Annotated in this window: 14 protein-coding genes; 13 read left to right on the top strand and 1 reads right to left on the bottom strand. The window is 60.2% G+C overall.

Going from position 1 to position 16,960, the window contains the following annotated elements; translation table 11 throughout:
- Positions 1 to 22: 22 nt before the first annotated feature.
- The 6 genes from CVM73_RS28630 (at position 23) to CVM73_RS28605 (ending at position 6,573) form a co-directional block, all read left to right on the top strand.
- Positions 23 to 1,084, top strand: a complete 1,062-nt coding sequence (locus tag CVM73_RS28630) for a Gfo/Idh/MocA family protein (protein WP_100235142.1) — start codon at positions 23 to 25, stop codon at positions 1,082 to 1,084.
- 46 nt (positions 1,085 to 1,130) lie between these two features.
- A complete protein-coding gene (locus tag CVM73_RS28625; protein WP_100235201.1) occupies positions 1,131 to 2,606 on the top strand; it encodes an oligosaccharide flippase family protein in 1,476 nt (491 codons plus the stop codon).
- Positions 2,607 to 2,637: 31 nt separating this feature from the next.
- Positions 2,638 to 3,150: an acyltransferase gene (locus CVM73_RS28620; RefSeq protein ID WP_100235141.1), complete on the top strand. Its 513-nt coding sequence runs from the start codon at positions 2,638 to 2,640 to the stop codon at positions 3,148 to 3,150.
- A 110-nt stretch (positions 3,151 to 3,260) separates the two neighbouring features.
- Positions 3,261 to 4,439: a DegT/DnrJ/EryC1/StrS family aminotransferase gene (locus CVM73_RS28615; RefSeq protein WP_100235140.1), complete on the top strand. Its 1,179-nt coding sequence runs from the start codon at positions 3,261 to 3,263 to the stop codon at positions 4,437 to 4,439.
- Positions 4,436 to 5,437: an NAD-dependent epimerase/dehydratase family protein gene (locus CVM73_RS28610; RefSeq protein ID WP_100235139.1), complete on the top strand. Its 1,002-nt coding sequence runs from the start codon at positions 4,436 to 4,438 to the stop codon at positions 5,435 to 5,437. The genes CVM73_RS28615 and CVM73_RS28610 overlap by 4 nt, the downstream gene beginning before the upstream one ends.
- Positions 5,377 to 6,573 (top strand): DegT/DnrJ/EryC1/StrS family aminotransferase, encoded by a 1,197-nt coding sequence (locus tag CVM73_RS28605; RefSeq protein ID WP_167407124.1) that lies wholly within the window; start codon positions 5,377 to 5,379, stop codon positions 6,571 to 6,573. The genes CVM73_RS28610 and CVM73_RS28605 overlap by 61 nt, the downstream gene beginning before the upstream one ends.
- A gap of 22 nt (positions 6,574 to 6,595) precedes the next feature.
- On the opposite strand, the gene CVM73_RS28600 is transcribed toward CVM73_RS28605, so the two are convergent.
- Complete coding sequence (locus tag CVM73_RS28600; protein ID WP_100235137.1) at positions 6,596 to 7,915, bottom strand: glycosyltransferase family 4 protein; 1,320 nt, start codon at positions 7,913 to 7,915, stop codon at positions 6,596 to 6,598.
- A 177-nt stretch (positions 7,916 to 8,092) separates the two neighbouring features.
- Here CVM73_RS28600 and CVM73_RS28595 point away from each other — a divergent pair, with 177 nt between their 5' ends.
- From CVM73_RS28595 to CVM73_RS28565, 7 genes are all read left to right on the top strand, one after another.
- Positions 8,093 to 9,658 (top strand): class I SAM-dependent methyltransferase, encoded by a 1,566-nt coding sequence (locus tag CVM73_RS28595; protein WP_245452454.1) that lies wholly within the window; start codon positions 8,093 to 8,095, stop codon positions 9,656 to 9,658.
- A 62-nt stretch (positions 9,659 to 9,720) separates the two neighbouring features.
- Positions 9,721 to 10,890, top strand: a complete 1,170-nt coding sequence (locus CVM73_RS28590) for an acyltransferase family protein (protein WP_100235136.1) — start codon at positions 9,721 to 9,723, stop codon at positions 10,888 to 10,890.
- Between the two features lie 69 nt (positions 10,891 to 10,959).
- On the top strand, positions 10,960 to 11,964 hold the full coding sequence (locus CVM73_RS28585; RefSeq protein ID WP_100235135.1) for a glycosyltransferase family 2 protein: 1,005 nt from the start codon (positions 10,960 to 10,962) through the stop codon (positions 11,962 to 11,964).
- A gap of 118 nt (positions 11,965 to 12,082) precedes the next feature.
- Complete coding sequence (locus CVM73_RS28580) at positions 12,083 to 12,955, top strand: right-handed parallel beta-helix repeat-containing protein (protein WP_158237611.1); 873 nt, start codon at positions 12,083 to 12,085, stop codon at positions 12,953 to 12,955.
- Between the two features lie 79 nt (positions 12,956 to 13,034).
- Positions 13,035 to 14,330 carry an O-antigen ligase family protein gene (locus tag CVM73_RS28575; protein WP_100235133.1) on the top strand — a complete coding sequence of 432 codons (1,296 nt, stop codon included), beginning with the start codon at positions 13,035 to 13,037 and terminating at the stop codon, positions 14,328 to 14,330.
- The gene (locus CVM73_RS28570) at positions 14,317 to 15,084 is read left to right on the top strand and encodes a class I SAM-dependent methyltransferase (RefSeq protein WP_100235132.1); all 768 of its coding nucleotides are present in this window, start codon (positions 14,317 to 14,319) and stop codon (positions 15,082 to 15,084) included. The genes CVM73_RS28575 and CVM73_RS28570 overlap by 14 nt, the downstream gene beginning before the upstream one ends.
- 721 nt (positions 15,085 to 15,805) lie before the next feature.
- The coding region (locus CVM73_RS28565) for a right-handed parallel beta-helix repeat-containing protein (protein WP_208639250.1) at positions 15,806 to 16,960 on the top strand (1,155 nt) is incomplete at its 3' end.

Raw genomic sequence — 16,960 nt, 5'->3', positions numbered from 1 at the left:
CTCTGGATGCATCGAGGCTAGCATGCGAGACAGTCAACTGGGAATCGGCGTCGTGGGCTACGGTTATTGGGGCCCCAATCTCGTCCGCAATTTCTCGATCAATCCTGCCACCCGCGTCGTCAGCGTGAGCGACCTGAACCCAGGAAGGCTCGGAGCGATAACGCTGCTTTACCCGGCGGTGGAAACGACCCCTCGCTATGAAGATCTGCTGAAGGACGGCCGTATCGATGCGATCGCTATCGCGACGCCGGTGCATACGCACTACGAGCTGGCAATTGCGGCGTTGAGAGCCGGAAAGCATGTTCTGGTCGAAAAGCCGCTTGCGCAGAGCGCTGAGCTCGTGACGCGCTTGATCGAGGAAGCGGATCGGCGCGGATTGACGCTCATGGTCGATCATACCTTCCTCTACACGCCGGCGGTCCAGAAGATTCGGGAGCTCCTGCTGAGCCGGGAGCTCGGAGACATCTACTACTACGACAGCACACGCGCGAGTCTCGGGTTGTTTCAAAAGGACGTCAATGTGATCTGGGACTTGGCGGTGCACGATATCTCGATCATCCACCATATCCTCGATCAGGAGCCGATCGCCGTCTCGGCAACCGGGTCGTGCCACGTCTTCGGCTCGCCGGAGAACATGGCGCACATCACGCTGTTTTTTGCCGACGCGTGCGTGGCCCACGTCAGCGTCAATTGGCTCTCGCCCGTCAAGGTTCGCCAGACTTTCATCGGTGGCAGCAAGAAGATGATCGTCTATGACGACCTCGAGCCGACCGAGAAGATCAAGGTCTATGACAAGGGAATCACGCTTGATGCGCCTCCCGAGGATGCGCATCAATTTCGGATTGGGTATCGGGCCGGCGACATGTGGGCTCCGCATATCTCGCCAACGGAGGCGCTACAGACGGAGGTGGAGCATTTTGTCGATTGCGTTCGCACCGGTGGCCAGCCGATTTCCAGCGGCACCTCCGGACTGCGCGTGATCGAAGTCTTGGAGGCAGCATCGTGCTCGATCGCAAAACAGGGCGCGCCGGTATTGCTGCGAGATTCTTACGGAACCCGGCAACGCGCGAGAGCGATAGCATGATGCGTGCGGGGATCTGGCTGACCTAATCGACATGGCAGACAATGCAATGAGGTCCGTGCAGCGCTCGATCCTGTTCTCCGCGCTCGACCGATACATCGGCCTGCTGCTGGTCTTTGTCGCGACCGCCGTGCTTGCCCGTTTGCTGTCCCCGGAGGAGTTTGGCATCTATGCCGTCGTGAATGCCATCACATCCATCATTGCCGCCTGCTTCCAGGAGTTTGCAGGCGCAAGCTATCTGATTCAGAAGCGCGATTTGTCGCGGGCAAGCGTGCAGACCACGTTCACGATTACGCTCATTATCTCGGCGGCCACCGCTTTCATGCTGTTCGTGTTTGCGCAGCCCATCGCGCATCTGTTCGAGCTGGACGGCTTGCGCCAAGGCATCGAGATCTCCGCCCTGAATTTTCTCTTGCTGCCGTTCTCTGGCACCATAGCCGCATTGTTCCGTCGTGAGATGCAGTTTGGAGCACTCGCAATCTGTAACCTTGCGGCAGGTGCGACTATCGCTGTCGTTTCGATCTCGCTCGCCATGGCCCACTTCAGCTACATGGCCCCGCTCTGGGGAGCGGTGGCCGGCAATGCGGTGCTGGCCGTGATGCTGCTGATATGGCGGAAAGATTTCGGTGCGATGCGTCCGTCCCTGGTCGATTGCCGAGAGATCGTCGGCTTCGGCCTCTACTCGGGCGCGGTTAGTGTCGTAAATGTGTTCTATGGCCTGGCACCGCAGCTGTTCCTGGCGAGAGTGCTCGACTTTACGGCCGTCGGTCTTTACAGCCGAGCAACCGCATCGACGCAGATTTTCGATAAGCTGGTCACGCAAGTCATAAGCCCGGTCGTCATGCCTGCGGTTGTGGCGCGAAATAAAACAGGGGGCGATCTCAAGGCCGTCTATCTGGAGGCCATTCAGTTGCTCTCCGCAGTGCAGTGGCCGTTCTTGGCCTTCATGGCAATCATGGCCCGGCCAATCATTCTGATCTGGCTCGGCCCAACGTGGCTGGAGATCGTGCCGCTCGTGCAACTGCTCTGTATTGGCAATCTTGCGCTCTTCGCCGCCTGCCTGACCTACCCGGTGTTTGTTGCGGTCGGAAGGGTGCAGGATGCGCTGATCTCGTCCTTGATTTCGTTGCCCCCCTCGCTGCTGGTCATCTTCGGCGCATCGTTTCTGGGCGTGCACGCCGTTGCCGCAGCCGCTCTTGTGACATTGCCATTTCAAGCAGCGGTGGCGTTTTACTTCCTCGGACGACATCTCGATCTTCGGCCCGGCGAATTTGTACGCACCCTACTCAGAAGCGGAGCTGTAGCCGCTCTTGTGACTGCCGGCGTATCTATCTGTGCGGCGCTGACGGACACACAAGGATTCACGTCGCTTGCGGGCTTGGCATCAGCCTTCGCCGTCGCTGTGCTTTGTTGGGGGCTGGGACTGGCGATGACTGGGCACCCGCTGTTGCAGCAGTTTCACTACGCCGCAACCGGCCTCGCGAGAATGGCGCCGGGGCTGTGGCCTTCGCGAACGGCGCCATAACGGCTTCGGCCACATCATTCGGAGTTCGGACATGCCCATCAAAGAAGACGTCAAGCTCGGTCGCGACGTCCGCATTCCTCACCCGGAACTGGTCAATCTATACGGCTGCACCGTTGGCGACGAGAGCAGGATCGGAGCGTTCGTCGAAATCCAGGCGGGGGCGAAGATAGGTGCGCGCTGCAAGATATCCTCGCATAGCTTCATCTGCGAGGGCGTCACGATCGAGGACGAGGTGTTTATCGGTCACGGTGTGATGTTCACAAATGACAAGCATCCGAGAGCAACAACGGCGGATGGCCGTCCTCAGCAAGCTTCGGACTGGACGTTGCAGCGCACTCACGTCGGGAGGGGCGCTTCCATCGGCTCCAACGCCACCATTCTATGTGGTGTGACAATCGGTGCGGGGGCGTGCGTCGGCGCGGGCAGTGTAGTGACGAAGGACGTTCCCACGGGCGCCACCGTCGCGGGGGTGCCGGCTCGGACTATTTCCGCAACCGGAAATATGACCGCCGCCGATCGCGCCGTCATCAGCGAGGCGTCCTAAGGTCAGATCGAATTAATCACCATTTATTTTATTGAAAATGACGCTTGATTTAATATTATAATGAGAGTTAATTTTTGATATATAGTCGGCCAAATCCAAGGTGTTGAATCTTGATACCCTTCCTGGATCTGAAAGCCCAATACCGTCAAATCAAGCCGGAAATCGACGCCGCGGTGGCCAGGGTCGTCAGCAGCGGGCACTTCGTGCTCGGGCCGGAGGCGACGGCCTTCGAGGGTCGCTTCGCGGAATATTGCCGGACCTCGCATTGCGTTGCGGTGAATAGTGGGACGTCGGCGCTCCACCTTGCACTGCTGGCGGCGGGCGTTGGACCCGGTGATGAGGTCATCACGGTGTCCATGACATTCGTGGCGACAACCGCGGCGATTCTCTATAGCGGCGCCAAACCGGTGTTTGTCGACGTTGACCCGGTCACGTGGACGATGGATCCCGGTCTGATCGAGGCTGCGATAACACCGCGAACCAAAGCCATCCTGCCGGTCCACCTCCACGGGTTGATGGCCGAGATGGATCCCATCATGTCGATCGCGCGGCGTCACGGTCTGGTGGTCATCGAGGACGCCGCGCAGGCGCACGGCGCGGAATACCGGGGACGCCGTGCAGGTTCGATCGGGGATCTGGGGTGCTTCAGCTTTTATCCGGGCAAGAACCTGGGGGCGTTCGGCGAGGGTGGGGCGGTCGTAACGGATCGGCCTGAATTCGCGCGCCGCGTGTCACTGCTGCGGGACTGGGGGCAGGAGGCGAAATACGACCACGTCATTGCCGGATACAATTATCGCATGGATGAGATCCAGAGCGCGATACTGAATGTCAAGCTGGACTACATCGAGCGCTGGACCGAGGCCCGCCGATCGCTCGCAGAACGATACGACGAACTGCTTTCCGAGTTGCCATTCGCGCGTCCCGAGCCGCCCAGGCACGCCCGCCACGTGTATCATGTCTATTCCGTCAGATTGCAGCGGCGCGACGACGCGCTAACGGTATTGCGGGAGGCCGGCATCGGCGCAGGGATTCACTATCCCGTTCCAGTGCATCTGCAAAAAGCCTATGCAGAACTTGGTTATCGGGCCGGTGATCTGCCGGTAACCGAGGAGCTTGCGAACGACTTTCTTTCCCTTCCCATTTATCCCGAGTTGCTGCCGGACCAGGCGACCGCAATTGCCTCCACTTTGAGGAACGCCGGAGCATTGCGACCCAGCGAGGCCGCCAGCAACCGAGCGCAGCATTCACAAAGCTTCATAACGAGGTCCTGCAACAGGAGGGCGTCTTGATTGAGCTCAAGGGAAAGCGCGTTCTGGTCACTGGTGGGGCGGGATTCATCGGCTCCCACATCGTTGATCTGCTCTGCGATGAGGGGTGCATCGAGATCGTTGCCCTCGACAACATGGTCAGAGGTCGACCGGAAAATCTCCGGCGCGCGCTCGGACGGGGGCCGGTGAGACTGGTTCACGGCGACATACGCGATCGCAAGCTGATGGAAGCCTTGGTGAAAGCCGCCGACATCGTGTTTCACCAGGCCGCACTCCGCATCACTCATTGCGCGGCAGAGCCGCGCCTGGCCAAGGAGGTCATGGTGGACGCCACCTATGACCTCCTGGAGCTGTGCATCAAGCACGACATCGAGAAGATCATCGCCGCGTCCTCGGCATCCGTCTATGGCATGGCCGAGGAGTTTCCGACAACAGAGCGACAGAATCCGTACAACAACCGGACTCTCTATGGGGCAGCCAAGGCGTTCAACGAAGGCCTTCTGCGCGCCTTCAACGACGTGTGCGGCCTTGATTACGTGGCATTCCGGTATTTCAACGTCTATGGCAGCCGGATGGATATACACGGACGGTACACCGAGGTCTTGATCCGCTGGATGGAGCGCCTGGAGGCGGGATTACCTCCCATCATCTTTGGTGACGGCCATCAGACCATGGATTTCGTTCACGTCCGCGACGTCGCGCGCGCCAACATCCTTGCGGCCAGGGCGAAGATTACCGACGAGGTCTTCAATGTCGGAAGCGGTACTGAGACCAGCCTGACGCAATTGGCGACGGTGCTTGCGTCGGTGATGGGGCGCCGCGACCTGACACCCGAATTTGCACCTGAGCGCTCCGTCAATCCGGTGCCGCGACGGCTGGCATCGACGGGAAAGGCCGAGCGTCTGCTGGGGTTCCGCACCACGGTTTCGCTCGAGCAGGGGCTCGCCGACCTCGTGAAATGGTGGCGATCGGAACGCGATGTCGCTTCGGACCGTCAGCAGCAGGCGGCAGCATCGTGATCCCGATCGCGGTGCCGCTACTCGCGGACGAAGAGGCCGATGCTGCGCGCGCCGTCGTGCTGTCCGGCTGGGTATCGCAAGGTCCGCAGGTGGCTGCGTTTGAGGACGAGTTCGCCGCACTCGTCGGCGCACCGCACGCCTGCGCCGTCGCAAATTGCACCACCGCCCTGCAACTCGCCTTGGCGGCGTTGGGTATCGGCAGGGGCGACGAGGTGATCACAGTCAGCCACTCCTTCATCGCAACCGCCAACGTGATCCGATATCAGGGCGCCACTCCGGTTTTTGTCGATATCGAGCCCGAAACGTATAATTTGGACTGCACTCGGCTGGCCGAAGCCATCACCGAGCGCACACGCGCGATCATCGCGGTCCATCAGATGGGCATGCCGTGTGACATGGCGGCACTCGTGGCGGTCGCGCGCCGCCACGGGATCGCTGTGATCGAGGACGCGGCCTGTGCCGCCGGTTCGCAGATCCGGATGAACGGGCAATGGGAAGCGATCGGCAAGCCGCATGGAGACATTGCCTGCTTTTCCTTTCATCCGCGCAAGGTGATCACGACAGGTGAGGGTGGCATGCTCACCACCTCCGATGCCGAGCTCGATCGCAAGTTCAGGCTGCTACGTCAACACGGGATGAGCGTTCCCGATATCGTGCGTCACGGGTCGCAGCGTGTCATCTTCGAGGAGTATGTCCTCGTCGGCTACAACTATCGAATGACGGATATGCAGGCCGCGATCGGGCGCAAGCAGCTCGAGCGGCTTCCGCAACTGATTGCGCGCCGGCGCGCGCTGGCGTTCCGTTACGCCGAACTGCTCGGGAATATTGAGGGACTGCGGTTACCATCCGAGCCGGAGTGGGCGCGATCGAATTGGCAGAGCTACTGTGTACGCTTGCCCGATCGGTTGGATCAGCGGGCGACGATGCAATCGCTGCTCGATCAGGGCATCGCCACGCGCAGGGGCATCATGTGCTCGCATCGCGAGCCGCCCTATGCGGGCGCTGAGCCGCGCCATGATCTGCGACAATCCGAGCTCGCCCAGGATCACGCGATCCTGCTTCCACTTTATGCGCAGATGGACTCGGCGGACCAGGAACGTATCGCCGACGCGGTGAAGGGTGAACTTGCCCGTTGAACTTGCGCCGATCCGCGGCTGGTCAGGAATCGGCTTGCCCGGATATCTCACTTGCCGGATCCGACGCGGCTCTGTCTGATCGAGGGGCGACCGTCTTCGCGGACAGCACCGCAGAGATTCGCGCCCGATCATTGTCGTCCTCGGCGGAAGCCAAACCCATCCAACGCTGATATTTTCGCTGAACCTTGTAGCGGGCAAGGCTGGCAGCACATCGGCCGGCATCTGCCAATCGGCGCCGGTGCGAGATCTTGCTGCGCAGGGCGTGCAGATAAGTCTGCTCTATCGTTCTCGCCGCGTGCGCGAGGCTGAAGCGATGCTCCACCAGTCGTCGGCCGAATCCGCCAAGCTCCTGACGGAGCGACGTTGAGGCGAGAACGGTCTCGAGAGCCGACCGAAGTGCACCGGCGCCGGCACCACGCGAGCCCCTGCCCAATCCATACCAGCCCTGCTGCAGGAAAGTCGGCGCACTCTCGGGCGTCAACAGCTCGCTGAACCCGTCCTCGCCAATGACCACCAGCGGTTTGCCAAAGGCCATCCCGCGCAGCGCCGAACCTCCCTGGCCAATAATGACATCCGCGGCAGCATAGCCGGGGCGCGGATCGGACATCTCGCCCACCAATATGACGGCGTTTCGGCCGACCAGCGCGTTGGTTCTGGCCGCCCGCGCTTCGACGCTGGCACGCGCCGGTCCGTCACCAATGATCAACAGCCGCGCCGGCCTACCGTCGAGGGCCATTTCGCCGACGGCATCGCACGCCGATAGCAGGCCCTCCAGCTTCAGGTTCGGCACCAGCCGGCAGACCATCGCAATGACGAGCTCGTCAGGAGCAATATTCTGAGCAACCCGAAACTTCGTGCCATCGACGAGGGGATGGTCGGATTTCGTATCGACCGGCGGCTCGAGCAGGGTGACATCCTGATGTCCTGCCGCGATCGCAGCGCGACGGATCATCTCCGTGCCCACGGTCAGGGGAACGCTGCGGGGCAGGAAGGAGGGGACGGACATCGACATGACAGTTCCCACCACGGCAGCCCGCGTCGATAGTCCAACGCTCAGAAAAGCCTCGACGATGGGAGGCCATTCATGACCGTGCACCACGTCTACGGCGCCTTCGTTAACGATGCTGCGGAGCATCTGGCTGACATGAGGCGAGGGGCGGGCCCGATGCCGGGGGATTTCAATATGTCCAAGACCCGTCTCCCTTACCCTGTCCAGAAGGGGGCCGGTCTCTGACGCCACGGTAACCTGATGACCGAGGTCTCGAACCGCCTCGGCAAGCTGGACTGCGTTGAGCTGCGATCCCCCCAGTTCCATGGAATGCGGATAGACCAGCACCTTCATGCGAGGGGATTCTCCGAGTGTCGCGCCAAACGGCGGAGGCCGGCCTGGACTTCGGCAGGAATATATCGTTACATAATAAAAATTAAATCACAATAATCTCGACTATCCAACGTTATTATATATTATCTGCATATTATTAAATGCGAGGCTGAACGCCTCCACTGGGATCCCGGCGCGATGAATGAGCATGCTGCCCAGCATATGATGAGCCAAGACGGCCGTAGCGCGCCTCGCGTGCTGGTCGCGATTGCAAGCCATGGAACGTCGAATGACCGCTATCTCGAGCGGGTCATCAGAGAATACAGGTCGATGTCCCTCGCCATTGACATCGTCGTGTTGTCGAACATCGACAAGCGCGCGATGGCCGGGGTGGAATGCATTGTTGGCATGCCCACCAGGGACCCATGGTCCCTGCCGTTCGCGCACAAGAAACTGTTCGTGGAACGTCATGACCAGTACGATCTGTTCATCTACTCGGAAGACGATATTCTGATCACCGAGAGGAACATCCGCGCCTGGCTGGATGTAACGTCATTTCTGCCACAGGACGAGGTTGCCGGGTTTCTGCGGGTCGAATTCGGTGAAGACGGCCAGCGAAACTACCCCGATATACACGCGCATTTCCACTGGGATCCCTCATCGGTCAAGCGGCATGGCGACTATGTTCTGGCGCATTTCACCAACGAGCACGCCGCCTGCTTTGTCCTTACCCGGGAGCAGCTAGGCAACGCGCTGCATTCGGGCGGCTTCGATGTAGCTCCGCACCAGGGGAAGTATGATCTGGCCTGTTCGGCTGCGACGGATCCATACACCCAATGTGGTTTGAAGAAACTGGTGCCGATCTCACACCTGGAGGAGTTTACCGTCCACCACCTCACCAACCGGTATGTCGGCCGGATGGGAGTCGGGGTGGACGAACTTGGCAGGCAGAAGGAGATTTTGCTGGAGATCGCGGACGGCCGTCGCCTGCCGTACTCGCTGCTTCCAACAGAGACGCGCCTTCGCCGCGCGAGTTTTTCCAAGGACTATTATGAACCTGAATCCGAAGAGATGATCTCGCTCGTGCCGGTATCGGCGCGCAGCGTTCTCTCGCTCGGCTGTGGTTCTGGCAAGACGGAAAAGCGCCTGCAGGCGCGAGGTCTGCATGTCACGGCAATCCCACTGGATCCGGTCATTGCGGCCGGTCCCGCTGGGGACGGGATCGAGATGATCTACACCGATCTGGATAGCATCGATTCCAATCGCGGTGCCTACGACTGCGTTCTATGCCTCAATCTGTTGCACCTCGCTCCGGATCCGCGAAAGCTGCTTCGGAAGCTGCGATCATTCATGCATGAGCAATCGATTGCAGTGATCCAGATGCCCAACACGATGTCCCCAAGGGGCGTTCGGTCTTATCTCAGAGCGAGTCTCCAATCCGGGCGCCGCAGCGGCTACGAGGCTGCGGGCGCTCATTTCGCTTCGGCGCGCAGGCTGACGAGTTGGTGCGTTGATGCGGGGTTGCGAATTGAGACGATGTTCGGAATTCCGGCGGATCGTGGCGATGGATTGTTCGGCATGACCTCCAGGCTGAGCGGGTTCACACCGGGATTCCTTTCGCTTGGGCTCGCGGCCTCGATCATCGTCACCGCCTCGGGCGGAATGCCAGACGACGACGAGGCAGCCGAACTGGCCGGCCAGCGCCACAATCAAGTAGCCGGGGTATCGGGTGGCCGTTCCGGCCAAAATGCGCACTGGATTTAATATCATTTAACATTTAATATTATGTAATCGGAAAAGACGGAAAACCGCGAGATGAGAGATCGATGATTCCGGCCAGGGCGACGACGATCGGCGATCGGCTTGCCGTCCTTTCGGCCCGAGGGCCCGGTTTCGACCAGATCCGGCTTGTGGCCGCACTGATGGTGGTTGGTCACCATGCTTGGTGGGGAGTCAACGACGTCCTTTATCGGTTCAGCGGTGGATTCATCCAGCTTGGTCTATTTGCAGTCGTTATTTTCTTTTGCGTTAGCGGTTTCCTGCTGGCGCCTGGCCTGGCCCGGTCCGGCGATCTCGTCCGGTTCGGCATAAATAGAGCGCTGCGTATCCTGCCTGCACTGTTCGTCGTCGTCATCGCGTCCATGTTCGTGCTGGGACCGGCTCTGACGACCTATTCCCTGGCTGAATACTTCGGCAGCGCCCAGCTTTACCTGTATCTGAAGAACATCCTTACCCTGATGTCGCACTACCTGCCCGGTGTGGTGCGGCATGGACACGAGGTGCAGGTCAACGGACCGCTATGGACGCTCAATGTCGAAGTCTGGTCATATGCGGTGCTGGCGGCGCTGAGCGTGGCGGGCTTTCTGCGCCGACGTGCGCTGACGATGATCAGTTTCGGTCTGGTCTATCTCGCCTATGTTGGGCTGGCGCTCTCGCCATCGCTGCGTGCCGTTTGTCCGCAACGGCTCTTGGATTTCATCGGTCTCTTCGTCTACTTCATCGCCGGCACGAATCTCTACCTCTACCGTGAAGCTATCCCGTTCTCCGCAATTGGGGCCGCAGTCGCTGTGGGAGTCGCGCTGATCGGTCTTGCGGGCGGGGTGGGTGCGGTGGCGCTGCCGCTGTGTGTACCCTACGTCGTGGTCTATCTCGGGCTCTCCGAGTTCACCAGCCGAGTGCCACTCAAGCACGATCTGTCCTACGGCGTATACCTGATCCATTCGCCGGTCATATTGGCATTCCTGACGGTATTTGATCTCGCAGCCGGCTGGCCGTTGGCCTTGCTGGCGGGATCGGTAACCCTCGTTCTGGCGTATGCCTCCTGGCGATTTGTCGAAGCGCCGGCGCTGAAGCAAAAGGCGCAGGTTTCGCGTTGGGTATCGTCGCACATTGCGCGCCCAGGCAGCGGACGAGGCGTCGAGATTCAGCCGGCCGCGCGTCGTCATGAGCAGAGCAACGGTCTGACAGGAACAATTGAGGCCGGCGCGGCGGAGTGAATTGACACAAGCACCTGATCTCGGGCCGAGGCGATAGCGCGACGAGCGAGCGAAAGGAGCGAGGTTGCTATGCGCAACGCGTACCATGATGACGAACGTCCGGGGCTCGATCGGCAGCTGGATCTCTCCATCATCGTCGTGAGCTACAATACCCGCGAGATGACGCTCGACTGTCTGGCATCGATCGCCGTAGAGACAATGGGGGCGAGCTATGAGGTGATCGTCGTCGACAACAACTCCTCCGACCAATCAGCCGCCGCAATTGCCCGTCAATTCCCCGACGTCAGGCTGATTGCCCTGGACAACAATATCGGCTTTGCGCGCGCCAACAATCTGGCTGCGAAACAGGCGCGGGGCCGACGATTGCTCCTGCTCAATCCGGACACGATTATTCTCGATTGCGCGATCGATCGTCTTCTGGAATTCGCTGTCGCAAACCCGTCCTTTCACGTCTGGGGCGGCCGCACCGTCTTTCCGGACGGCACCCTCAATCGGACCTCGTGCTTTCGAAGAATCAGTCTGTGGAATTTGTTGTGCTTTGCGCTGGGGCTCACCTATTTCGGCCGCCGCAACCCGATTCTCAATTCCGAGGCCTATGGCGGATGGGACCGAGATACCGCGCGGCACGTCGACATCGTTACGGGTTGCTTTCTGCTGATCGACCGGTTGCTGTGGGAGAGGCTCGGCGGGTTCGACCCGACCTTCTTCATGTATGGCGAGGAAGCTGACCTCTGCCATCGGGCACGATCGCTGGGTGCGCGGCCCGCGGTCACGCCTGAGGCGACCATCGTCCACTACGGCGGGGCATCCGACGTCGTGCCTGTCGACAAGAGGGTGAAGGTGTTCAAGGGAAGAATTACCCTGATCAACCGCCATTTTGGCTGGCCTGCGCGGACGATCGGGCAGGTGCTGCATCTGATCGTGCCACTCACACGCTGGTACGGTTACGGGATGGCAGCCGCCGTGGCGCGCAATGCGGAGTGGCAGGAGAATGCGGCGTACTGGGAAGCCGTCTGGAGACGTCGGCGAGAGTGGGGCGGTGGTTACGAGGCACAGAGAGCCGAGCCGGCATGAGCGCGTCGGGCTATGGCGGACGAGAAGAACGATGAGATCAAATAGCGCAGCGGGGGAGGTGCGGAAATGGCGAGGAGCGGGAGGGCCCGCGTTTGGCGACAAGCGCCGGCGGGGCGGAATGGTGCTCAACGTTGTCCGTATCGCAGCCGCGGTCGCAGCACTCCAGATAACGGCCGCTGTGGCAACTGAACCGGACAGCCCGTCACAGCCGGCATTTGCCTCCCAATGGCCCGACGCAAGCAACACGGGGCCGCCTCGCGATCTCAAGCTGAAGCCATCGGGTCCGCTCACGATTGCTGTTGCCGGTACGACGATTTCGGGACTGGACATTCAGGGCGGCGTCACGGTCGACGCCGACAACGTGACGATCGAGATGTCCCGCATCTCGGCCAAAGCTTGGGCCGTCATCAAGATCGACCCGCATCGTACAGGAGTTGTCGTCAGGGATTGCACGATCGACGGTCGAGGTGCCGGTCCCGATGGCAATGGAAACCAGGGCATCATGGGACAGGGCACGTTCCAGCGCAACAACATCTCCAATGTCGAAAACGGCATCGTGCTGACTGGAAAGGGTAGTCTGATCGAAGACAATTTCATTCACGGTCTCAATGCCGGCGGAGCACCGCACTACGATGGGATCCAGATCGATGGCGGCATCTCGGACACGGTCATCCGGCACAACACGATCGTCAATTCTCACGGCGCGGCCGGCGCTATCATGATCGACAACGAGTTTGGCCCGGTCTCCAATATCGTCATCGAAGGCAATCTTCTCGCGGGCGGCAGCTATACGATCTACTCGGACGGGAAGTTCAACGGCAATCCGATCTCGGGTGTTTCGATCACCGACAATCACATCGGTTCCGGACAGTATGGGCCGACCCTGTTTCGGAGTAATCGGCCCACCTATCTTCGAAATGCGACTGACGGCTGGCGCCTCGTCCGCAATCTGAACTTTGGCAACGTCGCGGCGCAGGAGGCAATCAGATGAAGCGCCCGCGTCTGCCTCGCCAACTGGACGGCCTGCCGGATTTGGTGGCCTGCTTCAGCCCCTTCTGGGAGATCGCCTCATGAGCTATTCCAGCGATGCTCTCCTCGCGGGGCAGCCGCGTATTCGCGCGACGGAGGCGGGGGTCCAATCGACCATTCCCCAACGCATCGGTTGGGCCGTCCCACTCCTTCTCATGGGCATCGTCTTGCCGTCGGGGCTGCAGGTGCTGATTGCCGGCGCAAAGCTGACGCCGACCAGGATAGGCCTCATACTCCTGCTGCTGCCGGCGCTTGCGCGGTTATTGCAGCCCACCCGGCGGCTCCTGCTGTCGGATGGGCTGGCGGGCATGCTTGCGCTCGCCATGGTGGGAGCGGCCGGCTATGCCGCCGGACCTCAATCGGCGTTTTCCGCCGTTGCAGAGGCCCTCGACTTTGTCGGAGCCTATTTTGTCGCGCGAGCCTTCGTTCTGGAGCCGCCAGCGGTCCAGCAGTTCATCCGTTTGGTCAAGGCATTCACGGCAATTGCGATATCCGTTGCTCTCGCCGACGTGTTGACGGGGCATTGGATCGTCCGCGAGGCCATGGCGGCACTCATACCGCAACCTGAGGCGTTCATGGACGACGGCACCTCGAGCGCAGATGGCGTGCGAGCGGGTCTGCGACGCGCAATCGCGACATTCGATCACCCCATCCTTTATGGCGTGTTCTGCTCGCTGGCTGCAGGCATCGTGCTGTTCTCGGCGACAAGTGCCATCAAGCGTCTGTCGTGGTCGTGTCTGTGCTTCTTCGGCGGATTGCTGTCGCTATCTTCGGCCGCTGTCATGGGGATGGTCCTCGTCATGTCGGGCTACGCCTACGACCGGCTGCTGTGCCGCTGCCCTTGGCGATGGCCTCTCTTTTGGACGGGGGCGGGCATGTTCCTGGTGGCGGTCACTGCTGTGACAAACAACCCTCTCAGCTGGCTGCTGTCCCACGCGACGCTGGAGCCTCAGACGGGATTCTATCGCCTCATGATCTGGGACGCTGTCTCCGCGCAGGTGTGGCAGTCGCCCTTGACGGGAGCGGGGTTCGTGACGTTCGGCTATTATCTGCTCGACCGGACCGTTGACAGCGTGTGGCTCGTCACGAGCCTTCACTACGGCGTACCGGTCACCATCTTGCTGATCGTTTTGAATCTCTCGGCGATGCTGCCTGTGCGCGGGCATCGTCCGACGGAAATTCAAAGAGGCTTTACGATCGTCTGCATGGTCTTCCTGTTCACAGGTTTGACGGTGCATTTTTGGAACTACATGTGGACGTTCTGGGGCGTTTGCATCGGCGTGCGTGCTTCGCTCAGGGAATGGCAGATGTTGGGAGCGCAAGATGAGCAATTTTGACGTGGCGCCATCGTCGACTGGAGGCATCAAGGGACGTCTGCGCCCCTATGTCTGGTCATTGCGCAGCGGGCTTCGGACGATCCGCTTCCTGTTCGGACGATTTGAGAGATCCTGTCCGGTATGCGGATATCGCGGCCGCTTCTTTGCGTACGCAAATCCGCTGGCATTGGGGATCAACTTCGACTCGCTCTGTCCGAATTGTCTGTCGCACGAGCGGCACCGGTTGTTGGCGCTTTGCGATACCGAGCAGAACCTGTTTACGGGGAAGGATATCCTTCACTTCGCGCCTGAAACAGGACTTACGAGGTATATAGAGGCGAGAAAGCCGCGCAGTTATGTGACCTGCGAATTTGGCGGCAAGGGCGCTGATCTCGATATCAACATTGAAAAAATAGACATCGAGAGCAACAGGTTCGATCTGATCATCTGCTGCCATATCCTGGAGCACGTGAACGATCGCCTGGCGATGCCCGAACTCTACCGGATCCTGCGTGAGGGCGGGACCTTGGTCGCGATGATCCCGCTCATTGAAGGATGGCAGGAGACGTTTGAGGATCGATCGAGGCAGGGAACAGTCGAGGATCGGATCCTGTATTTTAATCAGCATGATCACGTCCGCTTTTTCGGTCGTGATTTCCGGCGCCGGCTCGAACGTGCGGGCTTCGCCGTCGATGAATATACCGCGGTCGAGCCGCAAGTTGCACAATATGGGCTCATCCGCGGGGAGAAAGTATTTCTGTGCCGGAAGACTTAGCCGCTTGGCAAATGATTTGATGGTCGCCGGCGAAATCAAGCCGTCGATTGCAGCTCTCGCGGCGGCCAGCTCTTGCCGACGCCCCTCGTTCGCAATGATCTATTGAGTGAACTCTTCTTTTCTGTCCCGGCGCGTTCGAGCGAAGTCGAGGCGATCGCGCTCCATCGCTCAAGCCCCACTCACTATGTCATCCCACGCGTCGGCGAACGAGGATCACAGCAAACTCGTGCGGATCGTCGAGCTGCAATTTGCTGCAGTGGAAGACGATTCGCGCGCTGCATTTAATGGTGCGCTGGACCTGTTTATTTATACATCCGTTTGTTTATTTAATGGGCGACGACGTCGGGCGGAATTGAGATTCGGGCCCGCTCGTCCATTGTGATCGTTGGCCAGATCGCAACCGTGAAGGAATTTTTCTGTGAAGTGCCTGGTGGGTGCATTTTGCGGCCATCTGATCGCGACTAAAACGAAATTGCTTTTAATTTCCGTAACGTAGATTTCCGCATCGTATTTCCGGAAACAAGAATCTGGCGGCGCTTGCGGCGAAATGACCTTAACCGAGCCGTGGTCTTGTCAAAAAAAGGCCGTGTGCTGACGACCATTAACGCCGCGCAAGCACGGCACCGGCGCGTCTCGATCACGATTAAATCGAGGGCGCAAAATCACAATAAGCGCTGGTGTCGATTAACGGGGATAATACAGAGAAGACGGAGAAACTGTTTTGGCAACGACAACGAATGCATGGCCTGATGCGACGAACACCGGCGTGCCGGCGGGGGTGACGCTCACTCCTTCGGGAGACGTGGTGATTACGCAGGCGGGAGCGGTGGTTTCGGGGCTCAACATCACCGGAAGCGTCTACATCAAAGCGGACAACGTGACGCTTGAGAACTGCAAGATCACGTCCGGCGGGTGGGCCGGGGTGACCATCGATTCCGGAGTCACGGGCGCGGTCGTCCAGAACTGCACCATCGATGGTACCGGCAGGGCACCGGATGGCACTGGCAATCAGGGCATCATGGGGAGCGGCACGTTCATCGGGAATAACATCTTCAACGTGGAGAATGGCATCGTTCCCGGGAGCAACTCCGTCATCCAGGGCAACTACATCCACGATCTCCAGGCAGGCGGATCGCCTCACTATGACGGCATCCAGATCGATGGAGGCCTCTCCAACATTCAGATCAGCGGCAATTCGATCATCAACCAGTGGGGATGGACCTCGGCGGTCATGATCGACAACGACTTCGGGCCGGTCTCGAATGTCACGGTCACCAATAACCTGCTGACCGGTGGCGCCTACACCGTATACGCGGACTCCAACCTGGGTACCGCCTCGATCACCGGGGTGTCGTTTACCAACAATCACATTGGTGGCGCGCAATATGGTGACGCGTTGATCCGTGGAAACGACTCGGTGTTCTCAGGGAACTATACGGACGGCGCGACGCTGGCGTCAGCGCTCAACACGTCGGCAAATAGCGGTACGACGACCTCGCCGACCCCGGCCCCGGCCCCGAGTGCGCCCGTTATTGCGTCGTGGTCGCCTGACACCGGGGCGACCGGGGATGGCATCACTGACGCCAGTCAGATCACCTTGCACGGCACCGCCGCGGCTGGCAGCACCGTGAAAGTCTATGACGGCTCGACGCAAATCGGTACGGCGACTGCGACTACGACCGGAGGCTGGGACTACATCACCAAGGTCTTGACCGATGCGAAGCATACGCTGACGGCGACCGCGACCAGCTCGTCGGGTCAGACCAGCGCGGCGTCGGCTGCGGTGGCGGTCACCGTCGACACCAAGGCGCCCGCTGCACCGACGATTGCGAGTGACACCGTCAACACTGCCAATCAGGTCGTGATGTCGGGGGCT

Source organism: Bradyrhizobium forestalis (assembly GCF_002795245.1).
Taxonomy (GTDB): Bacteria; Pseudomonadota; Alphaproteobacteria; order Rhizobiales; family Xanthobacteraceae; genus Bradyrhizobium; species Bradyrhizobium forestalis.
Note: the sequence above shows the minus strand (reverse complement) of the source record. Positions and strands in the feature narration are given on the sequence as shown.

Coding starts and splice junctions, on each gene's coding strand:
- CVM73_RS28630 (WP_100235142.1), top strand. CDS start 23: ATGCGAGACAGTCAACTGGGAATCGGCGTCGTGGGCTACGGTTATTGG.
- CVM73_RS28580 (WP_158237611.1), top strand. CDS start 12,083: ATGGTGCTCAACGTTGTCCGTATCGCAGCCGCGGTCGCAGCACTCCAG.
- CVM73_RS28625 (WP_100235201.1), top strand. CDS start 1,131: ATGAGGTCCGTGCAGCGCTCGATCCTGTTCTCCGCGCTCGACCGATAC.
- CVM73_RS28600 (WP_100235137.1), bottom strand. CDS start 7,915: ATGAAGGTGCTGGTCTATCCGCATTCCATGGAACTGGGGGGATCGCAG.
- CVM73_RS28585 (WP_100235135.1), top strand. CDS start 10,960: ATGCGCAACGCGTACCATGATGACGAACGTCCGGGGCTCGATCGGCAG.
- CVM73_RS28570 (WP_100235132.1), top strand. CDS start 14,317: ATGAGCAATTTTGACGTGGCGCCATCGTCGACTGGAGGCATCAAGGGA.
- CVM73_RS28575 (WP_100235133.1), top strand. CDS start 13,035: ATGAGCTATTCCAGCGATGCTCTCCTCGCGGGGCAGCCGCGTATTCGC.
- CVM73_RS28595 (WP_245452454.1), top strand. CDS start 8,093: ATGAATGAGCATGCTGCCCAGCATATGATGAGCCAAGACGGCCGTAGC.
- CVM73_RS28620 (WP_100235141.1), top strand. CDS start 2,638: ATGCCCATCAAAGAAGACGTCAAGCTCGGTCGCGACGTCCGCATTCCT.
- CVM73_RS28590 (WP_100235136.1), top strand. CDS start 9,721: ATGATTCCGGCCAGGGCGACGACGATCGGCGATCGGCTTGCCGTCCTT.
- CVM73_RS28605 (WP_167407124.1), top strand. CDS start 5,377: ATGGTGGCGATCGGAACGCGATGTCGCTTCGGACCGTCAGCAGCAGGC.